Raw genomic sequence first — 11,861 nt, 5'->3', positions numbered from 1 at the left:
CATGCGTTTCCTGCCAGAGCGGGAGAACATCACGGCCGCGGTTCTCGGCCTGGGATACGTCGGGTCGTGCGTGGCCGCGGTCCTGGCCGACCGGGGCGTGAACGTGATCGGGGTCGACACCGACCCCGTGCTCGTCGAGGAGCTGAACGCCGGCCACTGCCGGTTCAGCGAGGCCGGCCTGCCCGAGCTGGTGGCCCGCCACGCGGGCGACCGGCTGCGCGTCACCACGAGCTACGAGAGCGTCTCCGAGGCGGACGTGGTCATCGTCGCGGTCGGCACGCCCACCGGCGAGCGCGGCGTCATGAAGGAGAGCCAGCTCCGCGGCGCCTGCGAGGAGCTCGGCAGGCACATCCGTCCCGGCCAGCTGCTGGTCTTCAAGAGCACCGTCCCGCCGGGGGTGACCCGCTCCCTGGCGCTGCCGCTGCTGGAGCGCGGCGGCCTGGTCTGCGGCGAGGACTTCGGGCTCGCCTTCTGCCCCGAACGCCTCTCCGAGGGCACCGCCCTGCGCGAGCTGCGCAGCTTCCCCATCATCGTCGGCGGCTGGTGCGCCGACTCCTCGGCCGCGGCGGTGGAGTTCTGGCGCCGGGCGATCGGCGTCGAGGTGATCCCGGTGGCCTCCCTGGAGGCGGCCGAGATGGTCAAGCTCGCCGACAACTGGTGGATCGACCACAACATCGCCCTGGCCAACGAGCTGGCCCGGGTCTGCGCGGCGCTGGACGTCGACGTCCTCGACATCATCTCCGCGGCCAACTCCATCCCCAAGGGCAACGGCAACGTCAACATCCTGCTGCCGAGCGTGGGCGTGGGCGGCTCCTGCCTGACCAAGGACCCCTGGATGGTCTGGCGCTCCGCCCGCGAGCACGGCATCGACCTGCTGACGATCCCCGCGGCCCGCGAGGTCAACGACTCCATGCCGCACTACACCCGCGACCTCATCGTGGAGGAGCTGGCCAGGACGGGCCGCTCCCCGGTGGGCGCGAAGGTGACGGTCCTCGGGCTGGCCTTCAAGAACAACACCGGCGACCTGCGCGAGACACCGGTCAGGCCGGTCGTGGAGGAGCTGCTCAAGGCCGGCGTGGAGGTCACCCTGTACGACCCGCTGGTCGACGCCGACGAGGCCGAGAAGCTCTTCGGGCTGCCGCAGGCCGCCTCGCTGGAGGAGGCGGTGCGCGGCGCCGACTGCCTGGCCGTCCTCGCCTGGCACCGGGAGTTCCACGACATCGACTTCGCCGCGCTCCGCGAGCACGTCGCCCCGAGGTGCGCGGTCGTCGACGGCCGCGCCTACTACCCGCGCGAGACCATAGACCTGTTGCGCGAGTCCGGGTACGCCTACCGCGGGATCGGGAGGTAGGGGACATGGGAAGCAACGCCGCGAAGGTCGTCGTCACCGGCGGCCTCGGCTTCCTCGGCAGCCACCTCGTCGAGGCCCTGGTCCGGCGCGGGGACGAGGTCACGGTCTTCGACGGCGGGCCGCCCCCGCCCGGCCTGGACGGCGGGGCGGGGCCGCGGTACGTCGGCGGCGACATCAGGGACCCCGAGGCGCTCGCCGATGTGATCACCGGCGACGTCGACACCGTCTACCACCTGGCGGCCGTCGTCGGCGTCGACCGCTACATCGACCGTCCCCTCGACGTCATCGACATCAACCTCATGGGCACGAGGAACGTGCTGGAGCTCACCGAGCGGGCCGGCGCCCGGCTGGTGCTGGCCAGCACCAGCGAGGTGTTCGGCAAGAACCCGGCCGTGCCGTGGGCCGAGGACGACGACCGCGTCCTCGGCAGCACCGCCACCGACCGGTGGAGCTACTCCTCCAGCAAGGCGCTGGCCGAGCACCTGACGTTCGCCTACATGCGCCAGCGCGGGCTCGACGCCACCATCGTGCGCTACTTCAACGTCTACGGGCCCCGCCAGCGGCCGGGCTTCGTGGTCAGCCGCAGCATCCACCGCGCCCTGCGCGGCCTGCCGCCGGTCCTGTACGACGACGGCGGGCAGACGCGCTGCTTCACCTTCGTCGACGACGCGATCGCCGCCACCGTCGAGGCCGGCACCGCCGACGTGGCGCTGGGGGAGTGCTTCAACATCGGCAGCTCGGTCGAGACGACCGTCCGCGAGCTCATCGAGCTCGTGGTGGAGCTGACCGACGGGGACAAGGCGGTCGCGGTGGACCCGCGCGACGGCTTCGGCTCCGCCTACCAGGACCTGTCGCGCCGCGTCCCCGACACCTCCAAGGCGCTCGCCGTGCTCGGCTGGCGCACCACCACCGACCTGCGGGACGGCCTGTCCAGGACGATCGAGTGGGCACGGGCCAACCCCTGGTGGCTGGAACAGCCCGACAGCGGCTCGGCCGCCTGACGGCCCGGCGGGACCGGACGGCCGTCCGGTCCCGTCAGGCGAAGGCCTCGCGCGTCGCGGCCACGACCGCGTCCACCGCGTCGTCGTCCAGGTGGGGGCCCATCGGCAGGCTCAGCACCTCGTCGGCGAGCCGTTCGGCCAGCGGCAGCGATCCTGGCGCGTACCCGTGGCCGGCGTAGGCCGGGGAGCGGTGCACCGCGACCGGGTAGTGGACCAGCGTGCCGATCCCCGCGGCGGCCAGCCGTTCCTGCAGCTCCCGCCGGCGCGCGGTGCGCACCACGAACAGGTGCCAGACCGGCTCGGCCCACGGCGCGGGCACGGGCAGGACCAGGTCGCCCACGCCCTTGAGCCCGTCCAGGTAGCGCGCGGCCACGGCCCTGCGGCGCTCGTTCCACTCGTCCAGCCGCGTGAGCTTGACCCGCAGCACGGCGGCCTGCAGCTCGTCCAGCCGGGAGTTGGCCGCCACGACCTCGTGCACGTACTTCTCGCGGGAGCCGACGTTGCGCAGCAGCCGCAGCCGCTCGGCCAGCTCGGCGTCGTCCGTCACCACGGCGCCGCCGTCGCCGAGGGCGCCGAGGTTCTTGCCGGGGTAGAAGCTGAACGCGGACGTGGAGCGCGACCCGATCCGGCGGCCGTGCTCGGCGGCGCCGTGGGCCTGGGCGGCGTCCTGCAGGATCCGCAGGCCGTGCCGGGCGGCGACGTCCTCGACGGCCCGCAGGTCGGCGGGGTGGCCGTACAGGTGCACCGGCATGATCACCTTGGTGCGGGGCGTGACGGCCGCCTCGATCCGCGCGGGGTCGAGGGTGCAGGTCCGCTCGTCCGGCTCCACCGGCACCGGCCGCGCGCCGCTCCTGGAGACCGCCACCCAGCTCGCGAAGAACGTGTGCGAGGGGACGATCACCTCGTCCCCTTCTCCGACGCCCATCGCGCGCAGGGACAGCTCCAGCGCGTCGCAGCCGCTGCCCACCGCCACGCAGTGCGCGTTGCCGCACCAGGCCGCGAACTCCGCCTCGAACGCCTCCAGCTCGGGCCCCATCAGGTACCAGCCCGAGCTCAGCACCCGCTGCAGGGCCGCGTCGATCTCGCCGCGCAGCTCCCCGTACGGGGCTCGCAGGTCCAGGAAGGGGACGCTCACGCCCCGCTCCGCGCGTCCCGCAGGAACTCGTCGTAGTCGCGGTAGTAGTCGGACTCGTCGTAGGTCTCGGAGACCAGCCACAGGCCGACCGTCCCGGGCGCGAAGTCGACCATGTCCCGCCAGACCATCGGGGTCATGTACAGCCCCCGCCGGGGGTGGTCGAGCACGAAGGTGCGCCTGCTGAAACCGTCGTCCACGTCGACCTTGAAGCTTCCGTGCACCGCTATGATCAGCTGCCGCAGGCGGCGGTGGCCGTGCCCGCCGCGGCGGGTCTCCGGCGGCATGCCGAACATGTAGTAGGCCCGCTTCACGTCGAAGTCGATCTCCTTGCCGGACTCGACCACGCACAGGCTGCCCCGGGGGTCGACGATCTCCGGGAGCTCGACGATGCGGCACGGTTCGACCCTGCCGACCATGACGTCCCCGCCGCCGTTCGCAGAAGAACTCATCGGGCTGCCACCCTCCCTCGGACGAGGGGTCGCTCCGCCCCGTTCCGTCTCGCCAGCGGGACAAACGCTATTTTCAGAAAACCCGGCGGTCAAGCGATTCCCGGCGCCCCGGATCCGTACCGGAAGAACGAATGCAATGGACTAACGGGATTTATATAATTACTCTCCGGCGAAGGCCGTGCGATCCAAAGACCGGAGGGTCGGAACATGACCAGCCTCCCCCAGATATCACATTCTCTGCGCCGGGAGAATAATGAGTTCAGAACCCGCCTGACGAAATCGGCCATGGCCAGGGACAGTGCCGTCCTTCCGCTCGCCGAGTTCAGGGAGTGGTTCGCCGAGCGCCACCGCACCGAGCGCGCCGAGGTCACCCGGATCCCCTTCGCGGACCTGGACGGCTGGAGCTTCGCGCCGGGCAGCGGCAACCTGGTCCACCGCAGCGGGCGGTTCTTCTCCGTGGAGGGGCTGCGGGTCAGCACCCGTTCCGACCCGGCGGCGAGCTGGTCGCAGCCGATCATCAACCAGTCCGAGATCGGCATCCTCGGCATCCTCGCCAAGGAGATCGACGGCGTCGTCCACTTCCTCATGCAGGCCAAGATGGAGCCGGGCAACGTCAACTCCGTGCAGCTGTCGCCCACCGTGCAGGCCACGCACAGCAACTACGTCGGCGTGCACCGCGGCGCGGGCGTGCCCTACCTGGAGTACTTCACCCGGCCCCGGCCCGGCGGCGTGCTCGTCGACGTGCTGCAGTCCGAGCACGGGTCGTGGTTCTGGTGCAAGCGCAACCGCAACATGGTCGTCGAGGTGACCGAGGACGTCGAGGTCCGCGACGGCTTCTGCTGGCTCACCATCGGCCAGCTCCAGGAGCTGCTGCGCGTCGACAACCTCGTCAACATGGACTCCCGCACCGTGCTGGCGTGCGTCCCGTTCGACGGCACGGTCCTGGGCGGCGACGAGCGCGACGACTTCTGCGGGGCGCTGCGCCGCTCGGTGGTAGGCGGCGGGGCCGCCCTGCACACCACCTCCGGCCTGCTGAGCTGGTTCACCGCGGCCAGGAGCACCAAGCTGGTCGACCGCTGGTGCATCAACCTGGAGCAGGTCACCCACTGGAAGCGCTCCCGCGACGAGATCGCCCACGAGGAGGGCAAGTACTTCACGGTCGCCGCGGTCGCGGTGAGCGGGGCCGGCCGGGAGGTCGGCTCGTGGAGCCAGCCCCTGTTCGTGCCGGTCGGCCAGGGCGTGGTCGCCTTCGTGGTCAAACGGATCCACGGCGTGCTGCACGTGCTGGTCCACGCCCGGATGGAGGGCGGCCTGCCGGACATGGTCGAGCTGGCCGCCACCCTGCAGTGCGCGCCCGAGAGCTACGAGGGCGTGCCCGCAGAGCGGCGCCCGCGTTTCATGGAGTACGTGCTGAACGCCGACCCGTCCCGGATCCGCTTCGAGGCGATGCTGTCGGAGGAGGGAGGACGCTTCATGGGAGCGGTCATCAGGTACCTGGTGATCGAGGCCGAGGACGACTTCCCCGTCGACGTGCCCGAGGACTACGCCTGGGTCACCGTCGGCCAGCTGTCCGGGCTGCTGCGGCACAGCTACTACATCAACGTCCAGGCCCGCACCCTGGTCGCCTGCCTGCAGGGCCTGTGGGGAGGAGAGCGTTGACGGTCGCACCGGTGCGCATGGGAGTGCTCTCGTGCGCGGACATCGCCTGGCGGCGGATGCTGCCCGCGATGACCGCCAGCCCGGCCGTGCTGCCGGTGGCGGTCGCCAGCCGCGAGACGGCCAAGGCCGAGACCTTCGCGGGGCGCTTCGGCTGCGACGCCGTCACCGGGTACGCGGCCCTTCTGGAACGCCCCGACGTGGAGGCGGTGTACATCCCGCTGCCCACCGGGCTGCGCGCCGAGTGGGTCGGCCGCGCGCTGCGGGCCGGAAAGCACGTGCTGGCCGAGAAACCCCTGGCCACCAGCCGCGAGGAGGCCGAGGGGCTGCTCTCCCTGGCCGAGCGCAGCGGGCTGCTGCTGGTGGAGAACCTCGTCTTCCCCCACCACTCCCAGCACGAGGAGGTACGGCGGCTGCTCGGTGAGGGGGCCATCGGCGAGCTGCGCTCCTTCGCCGGGGACTTCGGCATCCCGCCGCGCGACCCCGGCGACTTCCGCTACCGGCCGCAGCTCGGTGGCGGGGCCCTGTTCGAGGTCGGCGTCTACCCGATCCGCGCCGCACAGCTCTTCCTGGGCGGTGACCTGGAGGTCTGCGGCGCGTTCCTGCGCTACGACGCCGCCACCGGGGTGGACGTCGACGGCGGCGCGCTGCTGTGCTCGCCCCGGGGCGTCTCCGCGCAGATCAGGTTCGGGTTCGAGCACTCCTACCGCAGCTCGTACTCGCTGTGGGGGTCACTGGGGTCGATCTTCCTGGACCGCGCCTACACCTCGCCCGACTCGATGCGCCCGGTCGTGCGCCTGGAGCGGCAGGACCACGTCGAGGAGCGGACGCTTCCCGCCGACCGGCAGTTCGTCAACATCCTGGAGTCGTTCGCGCGCTCGGTCAGGCAGGGCGAGAGCCAGGCCGTCCACACCGTCCAGGCCCTCGCCCAGGCCGGGCTCGTCGACGAGATACGCCGGACGGCACGGCGGATAACGATATGACAATGAAATGCCGGAAAAGTGGCGGCCGGGGGCGTCCGGGCATCCTGAACAAACGCTCCCGGCTTCCTTTCTTCGGCATGCCCGAAGCGAATCTCCCCATGATTTCCCGTTGATTCACCCCGCCCGTGCACATCGAATCGAGGAGCCGAGTATGTCTTCCCAGTCGCGCTGTCGTGTCTGCGCCGGTCCCCTTGCCGAATTCTTCGACTTCGGGCGCCAGCCGCTCTCCGACGCGTTCGTCCGTCCCGAGGATTTCGCGGACGAATTCTTCGTGCGGCTCGCCGTCGGGATATGCGAGTCCTGCACGATGGTGCAGCTCATGGAGGAGATCCCCCGCGACCGCATGTTCCACGAGGACTACCCGTACGTGTCGTCGGGCTCGGCGGTCATGCGCGAGCACTTCGAGAAGCTCGCGCGGCGCCTGCTCGCCACCGAGCTGACCGGCGACGACCCGTTCGTCGTCGAGCTGGGCTGCAACGACGGGGTGATGCTCAAGGCGATCGCCGAGGCCGGGGTCCGGCACCTGGGCGTGGAGCCGTCCGGCGGGGTGGCCGCGATGGCCCACGCCAAGGGCATCCGGGTGCGCACGTCCTTCTTCGAGGAGGAGACCGCCCGCGACATCCTCGCCACCGACGGGCGGGCGGACGTCATCTACGCCGCCAACACCCTCTGCCACATCCCGTACATGGAGTCCATCCTGCGCGGGGTGACCGCGCTGCTGGCCCCCACCGGCGTCTTCGTCTTCGAGGACCCCTACTTCTCCGAGATCGTCGAGCGCACCTCCTTCGACCAGATCTACGACGAGCACTTCTACTTCTTCACCGTCCGCTCCGTCCAGGCCATGGCCGCCCGCTTCGACCTGGAGCTCGTCGACGTCGAGCGGCTCCCGGTGCACGGCGGCGAGGTCCGCTACACGCTGGCCCACGCCGGCGCGAGGACCCCGTCCGAGGCCGTGGCCGAGCTGCTGGAGGACGAGAACAAGCGCAACCTCGCGGCCATGCCCACGCTCAAGGGCTTCGCCCGCAACGTCGAGCGGATCCGCGACGACCTCACCGCCCTGCTGCGCGACCTGCGCAACGACGGCAAGCGGGTCGTGGGCTACGGGGCGACCGCGAAGAGCGCCACCGTGACCAACTACTGCGGCATCGGCCCTGACCTGGTCCCGTTCATCTGCGACACCACCGTCGCCAAGCAGGGCAGGCTCACCCCGGGCTCGCACATCCCGGTGCGGGAGCCGGCCGCGTTCGCCGACCCCTACCCCGACTACGCGCTGCTGTTCGCCTGGAACCACGCCGAGGAGATCATGGCCAAGGAGCGCGCCTTCCGCGAGGCGGGCGGCAGGTGGATCCTGTACGTGCCCGAGGTGCACGTCGTCTGATCCCCGGGCCGCCCCCGGTCCCGCTTCCGGCCCACCGCACCGCCCGGCTCACCGCACTCCGCGGTGCTGGGCGGTGAGTCGTTCCAGTTCGGGGACGAGTTGGTTGGGGCCGGGGGTGGTGAGGGTTTCCTGGCGGAGTTTCTGGGCGGCTTGGGTGAAGGAGGGTTCGTTCAGCAGGCGCAGGAGGTGTTCGCGGACGCGGGGTCCGGTGGCCTGGCTGCTGTGCAGGGTGAGGCCGGCGCCTTGGTGGGCGAGGAGGCGGCCTTTGAGGGGGGCGTCGAACATGTCGGCGAGGATGAGCTGGGGGACGGCGTTGACGACGCTGGTGGAGAAGGATCCTCCGCCGCCGTGGTGGATCATGGCCGAGCAGGTGGGGGCCAGGACGTGCAGGGGGACGAAGGAGACCAGGCGGACGTTGCCGGGGACGTGGCTGAGTTCGGCCTGTTGTTTTTCCGGGAGGGTGGCGACCACTTCGATGTCGAGGTCGCCGAGGTGGGTGATGATGTCCTGGACGTCGAGGGAGTAGCCGTCGAGGCGTTCGGTGGCGGAGGTGCCCAGGGTGAGGCAGACGCGGGGTTTGGTGGGCGGGGTGTGCAGCCAGGGCGGGACGACGGCGGTGCCGTTGTAGGGGATGTAGCGCAGTGGCACGTAGGTGTGCGGCAGGTCCAGCCTCAGTGAGGTGGGCGTGTAGTCGATGGTGAAGTGCCCGGTCGTCATCTCCTCGCAGAAGACCGTGCCGGTCTTGGCGGCCCACCCCCCGAGCCACTGGGCGAGCACGTCCTTGCGGTCACCGGGCGGCTGCTCCTCCATGACGCGCAGGTAGTGGCCGCGCATCCGGGCGGTCAGGTCGAGCCCCCACATGAAGCGGGCGTGCGCGGCACCGCTGGCGGTGGCCGCGATCGAGCCCGCGTAGGTCAAAGGCTCCCAGATCACCAGATCCGGCTTCCACCGGCGGCAGTACTCGGTCAGCTCCCCGATCATCGGGTCGTTCACCACCCGCCACCACCACGGCACCACCCCGCCGTACCCCCAGGTCAGGTACTCCCAGGTGAGCACCTCGGGCCGGTCCTCCGCCATGTCGAAGACCGGGGCACCGGGCTCCACCTTCTTCATGACCTTGGACAGGCGCCGCAACTCGTGATCCCTGCCGACGGGGACGGCGGTGAGGCCGGCGCCGGTGATGACGTCGGTCAGCTCGGGCTGGCTGGCCACCCGGACCTCGTGACCGGCGTTGCGCAGTGCCCACGCCAGCGGCACCATCCCCAGGAAATGGCTCTTCTCGGCGTGCGACGTGAACAGGACCCGCATGGTCCTTCCTTCCTGTGGCCGCGTCGTTCAGTGTGCGGTGCCGGCGCGGTGCTGGGCGGTGAGTCGTTCCAGTTCGGGGACGAGCTGGTTGGGGCCGGGGGTGGCGAGGGTTTCCTGGCGGAGTTTCTGGGCGGCTTGGGTGAAGGAGGGTTCGTTCAGCAGGCGCAGGAGGTGTTCGCGGACGCGGGGTCCGGTGGCCTGGCTGCTGTGCAGGGTGAGGCCGGCGCCTTGGTGGGCGAGGAGGCGGCCTTTGAGGGGGGCGTCGAACATGTCGGCGAGGATGAGCTGGGGGACGGCGTTGACGACGCTGGTGGAGAAGGATCCTCCGCCGCCGTGGTGGATCATGGCCGAGCAGGTGGGGGCCAGGACGTGCAGGGGGACGAAGGAGACCAGGCGGACGTTGCCGGGGACGTGGCTGAGTTCGGCCTGTTGTTTTTCCGGGAGGGTGGCGACCACTTCGATGTCGAGGTCGCCGAGGTGGGTGATGATGTCCTGGACGTCGAGGGAGTAGCCATCCAGGCGTTCGGTGGCGGAGGTGCCCAGGGTGAGGCAGACGCGGGGTTTGGTGGGCGGGGTGTGCAGCCAGGGCGGGACGACGGCGGTGCCGTTGTAGGGGATGTAGCGCAGCGGCACGTAGGTGTGCGGCAGGTCCAGCCTCAGTGAGGTGGGCGTGTAGTCGATGGTGAAGTGCCCGGTCGTCATCTCCTCGGAGAACGGGACGTTCCAGCGCTTGGCGCGCAGCCCCAGCCACTGGGCGAGCGCGTCGGTGCTGACGCCCTGCTCCTGGCGGGCCCGCAGGTAGTGGCCGCGCATCTGCGCGGTCAGGTCGAGCCCCCACATGAAGCGGGCGTGCGCGGCACCGCTGGCGGTGGCCGCGATCGAGCCCGCGTAGGTCAAAGGCTCCCAGATCACCAGATCCGGCTTCCACTGACGGCAGTACTCGGTCAGCTCCCCGATCATCGGGTCGTTCACCACCCGGCACCACCACATGACGTGCCCCTGGTAGCCGGCCTTGATCTGCTGCCAGGTGAGCATCTCGGGCCGGTCCTCGGCCATGTCGAAATCCTTCTCCTGGCCGGTGTCCTTGGCGAGCTGCAGGAGCCTGCCCAGACCGTGGTTCGTGCCGACGGGGACGGCGGTGAGGCCGGCGCCGGTGATGACGTCGGTCAGCTCGGGCTGGCTGGCCACCCGGACCTCGTGACCGGCGTTGCGCAGTGCCCACGCCAGCGGCACCATCCCCAGGAAATGGCTCTTCTCGGCGTACGACGTGAACAGGACCCGCATGGTCTTTCCTTCCTGTGGCCGCGCCGCTCAGCTCACGACGGTGCCGCGGTGTTCGGCGGTGAGCCTCTCCAGCTCTCCGACGAGCTCGTTGGGGGTGGGCATGGCCTCCATCTCCGCCTGCAACCGTCCTGCGGCCTCGGCGAAGGAGGGCTCGCCCAGCAGGCGCAGCAGGTGCTCGCGCACCCGCGGGCCGTCGGCGTCGCCCGCGTGCAGGACCAGCCCGGCGCCTCGCGCGGCCAGGTTCTCGGCCAGCACCGGCTCGTCGAACAGCTTCGGGATCATGAGCTGCGGCACGCCGTGGGAGGCCACCGTGAACACCGTGCCCGGTCCGCCGTGGTCGATCACGGCCGAGCAGGTGGGGGCCAGGGCGTGCAGCGGGACGAAGGAGACCAGGCGGACGTTGCCGGGGACGTGGCTGAGTTCGGCCTGCTGTTTCTCCGGGAGGGTGGCGACCACCTCGATGTCGAGGTCGCCGAGGTGGGTGACGATGTCCTGGACGTCGACGGAGTAGCCGTCCAGGCGTTCGGTGGCGGAGGTGCCCAGGGTGAGGCAGACGCGGGGCCTCGACGGCGCCGACGGCGGGGTGTGCAACCAGGAGGGGACGACCGCGGTGCCGTTGTAGGGGACGTAGCGCAGCGGCACGTAGGTGTGCGGCAGGTCCAGCCTCAGCGAGGTGGGCGTGTGGTCGATCGTGAACTGCCCGGTCGTCATGTCCTCGGAGAAGGCCACGCCGGCCTTGGCGCCGCGGGCCCCGAGCCACTCGGCCAGCGCGTCGCGCTCGTGCGGGGCCTGCTCCTGACGAACCCGCAGGTAGTGGCCGCGCATCCGGGCGAACAGGTCCAGGCTCCACAGCATCCGGGCGTGCGCGGCCCCGCACGCCTTGGCCGCGAGAGCACCCGCGTAGGTGGCCGGTTCCCAGATCACCAGGTCCGGCCTCCAGTGCCGGCAGAACGCGGTCAGCTCCCCGATCATCGGGTCGTTCACCACCCGCCACCACCACGGCACCAGCTCGTCGTGGTACCCCCGGCGCAGGTACTCCCAGGTCAGCCTCTCCGGCCGGTTCTCCGCCATGTCGAACGGCGGCGGCCCGTCCGGATCGAGACCGTTGGCGTGCGTGATCAGCTGCTGCAGCATGTGGTCGCCGCCCACCGGCACGGCGGTCAGGCCCGCGCCGGTGATGACGCCGGTCAGCTCCGGCTGGCTGGCCACCCGGACCTCGTGACCCGCGGTGCGCAGCGCCCACGCCAGCGGCACCATCCCCAGGAAATGCGTCTTCTCCGCGTGGCTGACGAACAGCACCCGCATGGGACGGCTCC

10 protein-coding genes are annotated in these 11,861 nt (G+C 70.8%); 5 read left to right on the top strand and 5 right to left on the bottom strand.

Annotated features, from left to right (window positions below):
* The first annotated feature begins 1 nt into the window (after position 1).
* Positions 2-1,351 (top strand): nucleotide sugar dehydrogenase, encoded by a 1,350-nt coding sequence (locus ABD832_RS20775; protein WP_344897946.1) that lies wholly within the window; start codon positions 2-4, stop codon positions 1,349-1,351.
* A 5-nt stretch (positions 1,352-1,356) separates the two neighbouring features.
* On the top strand, positions 1,357-2,352 hold the full coding sequence (locus tag ABD832_RS20770) for an NAD-dependent epimerase/dehydratase family protein (protein WP_344897943.1): 996 nt from the start codon (positions 1,357-1,359) through the stop codon (positions 2,350-2,352).
* Positions 2,353-2,386: 34 nt separating this feature from the next.
* Here the strand turns inward: ABD832_RS20770 and ABD832_RS20765 are convergent, their stop codons facing one another.
* Both ABD832_RS20765 and ABD832_RS20760 read right to left on the bottom strand, forming a co-directional pair.
* Entirely contained in the window at positions 2,387-3,487 is a 1,101-nt protein-coding gene (locus ABD832_RS20765) for a DegT/DnrJ/EryC1/StrS family aminotransferase (RefSeq protein WP_344897940.1), read from the bottom strand.
* Positions 3,484-3,936, bottom strand: a complete 453-nt coding sequence (locus ABD832_RS20760; protein WP_344897936.1) for a sugar 3,4-ketoisomerase — start codon at positions 3,934-3,936, stop codon at positions 3,484-3,486. The genes ABD832_RS20765 and ABD832_RS20760 overlap by 4 nt, the downstream gene beginning before the upstream one ends.
* Positions 3,937-4,221: 285 nt before the next feature.
* Here ABD832_RS20760 and ABD832_RS20755 point away from each other — a divergent pair, with 285 nt between their 5' ends.
* From ABD832_RS20755 to ABD832_RS20745, 3 genes are all read left to right on the top strand, one after another.
* Positions 4,222-5,595: an NDP-hexose 2,3-dehydratase family protein gene (locus ABD832_RS20755; protein WP_344897933.1), complete on the top strand. Its 1,374-nt coding sequence runs from the start codon at positions 4,222-4,224 to the stop codon at positions 5,593-5,595.
* Complete coding sequence (locus tag ABD832_RS20750) at positions 5,592-6,575, top strand: Gfo/Idh/MocA family protein (RefSeq protein WP_344897930.1); 984 nt, start codon at positions 5,592-5,594, stop codon at positions 6,573-6,575. The genes ABD832_RS20755 and ABD832_RS20750 overlap by 4 nt, the downstream gene beginning before the upstream one ends.
* A gap of 151 nt (positions 6,576-6,726) precedes the next feature.
* A complete protein-coding gene (locus ABD832_RS20745; protein ID WP_344897927.1) occupies positions 6,727-7,953 on the top strand; it encodes a methyltransferase domain-containing protein in 1,227 nt (408 codons plus the stop codon).
* Between the two features lie 48 nt (positions 7,954-8,001).
* Here ABD832_RS20745 and ABD832_RS20740 read toward each other — a convergent pair whose 3' ends face one another.
* The 3 genes from ABD832_RS20740 to ABD832_RS20730 are packed head-to-tail and all read right to left on the bottom strand — an operon-like array spanning position 8,002 to position 11,850.
* Positions 8,002-9,261 carry an activator-dependent family glycosyltransferase gene (locus ABD832_RS20740; protein WP_344897924.1) on the bottom strand — a complete coding sequence of 420 codons (1,260 nt, stop codon included), beginning with the start codon at positions 9,259-9,261 and terminating at the stop codon, positions 8,002-8,004.
* A 27-nt stretch (positions 9,262-9,288) separates the two neighbouring features.
* Positions 9,289-10,545: an activator-dependent family glycosyltransferase gene (locus ABD832_RS20735; RefSeq protein WP_344897922.1), complete on the bottom strand. Its 1,257-nt coding sequence runs from the start codon at positions 10,543-10,545 to the stop codon at positions 9,289-9,291.
* Between the two features lie 27 nt (positions 10,546-10,572).
* Entirely contained in the window at positions 10,573-11,850 is a 1,278-nt protein-coding gene (locus tag ABD832_RS20730) for an activator-dependent family glycosyltransferase (RefSeq protein WP_344897920.1), read from the bottom strand.
* Between the last annotated feature and the right edge of the window lie 11 nt (positions 11,851-11,861).

It is taken from the genome of Streptosporangium longisporum, from assembly GCF_039534895.1.
Lineage (GTDB): Bacteria > Actinomycetota > Actinomycetes > Streptosporangiales > Streptosporangiaceae > Streptosporangium > Streptosporangium longisporum.
Note: the sequence above shows the minus strand (reverse complement) of the source record. Positions and strands in the feature narration are given on the sequence as shown.

Bases quoted from the DNA above. Each gene is read 5' to 3' on its own strand.
- ABD832_RS20775 (WP_344897946.1), top strand. From the start codon at position 2: ATGCGTTTCCTGCCAGAGCGGGAGAACATCACGGCCGCGGTTCTCGGC.
- ABD832_RS20770 (WP_344897943.1), top strand. From the start codon at position 1,357: ATGGGAAGCAACGCCGCGAAGGTCGTCGTCACCGGCGGCCTCGGCTTC.
- ABD832_RS20760 (WP_344897936.1), bottom strand. From the start codon at position 3,936: ATGAGTTCTTCTGCGAACGGCGGCGGGGACGTCATGGTCGGCAGGGTC.
- ABD832_RS20755 (WP_344897933.1), top strand. From the start codon at position 4,222: ATGGCCAGGGACAGTGCCGTCCTTCCGCTCGCCGAGTTCAGGGAGTGG.
- ABD832_RS20745 (WP_344897927.1), top strand. From the start codon at position 6,727: ATGTCTTCCCAGTCGCGCTGTCGTGTCTGCGCCGGTCCCCTTGCCGAA.
- ABD832_RS20740 (WP_344897924.1), bottom strand. From the start codon at position 9,261: ATGCGGGTCCTGTTCACGTCGCACGCCGAGAAGAGCCATTTCCTGGGG.
- ABD832_RS20735 (WP_344897922.1), bottom strand. From the start codon at position 10,545: ATGCGGGTCCTGTTCACGTCGTACGCCGAGAAGAGCCATTTCCTGGGG.
- ABD832_RS20730 (WP_344897920.1), bottom strand. From the start codon at position 11,850: ATGCGGGTGCTGTTCGTCAGCCACGCGGAGAAGACGCATTTCCTGGGG.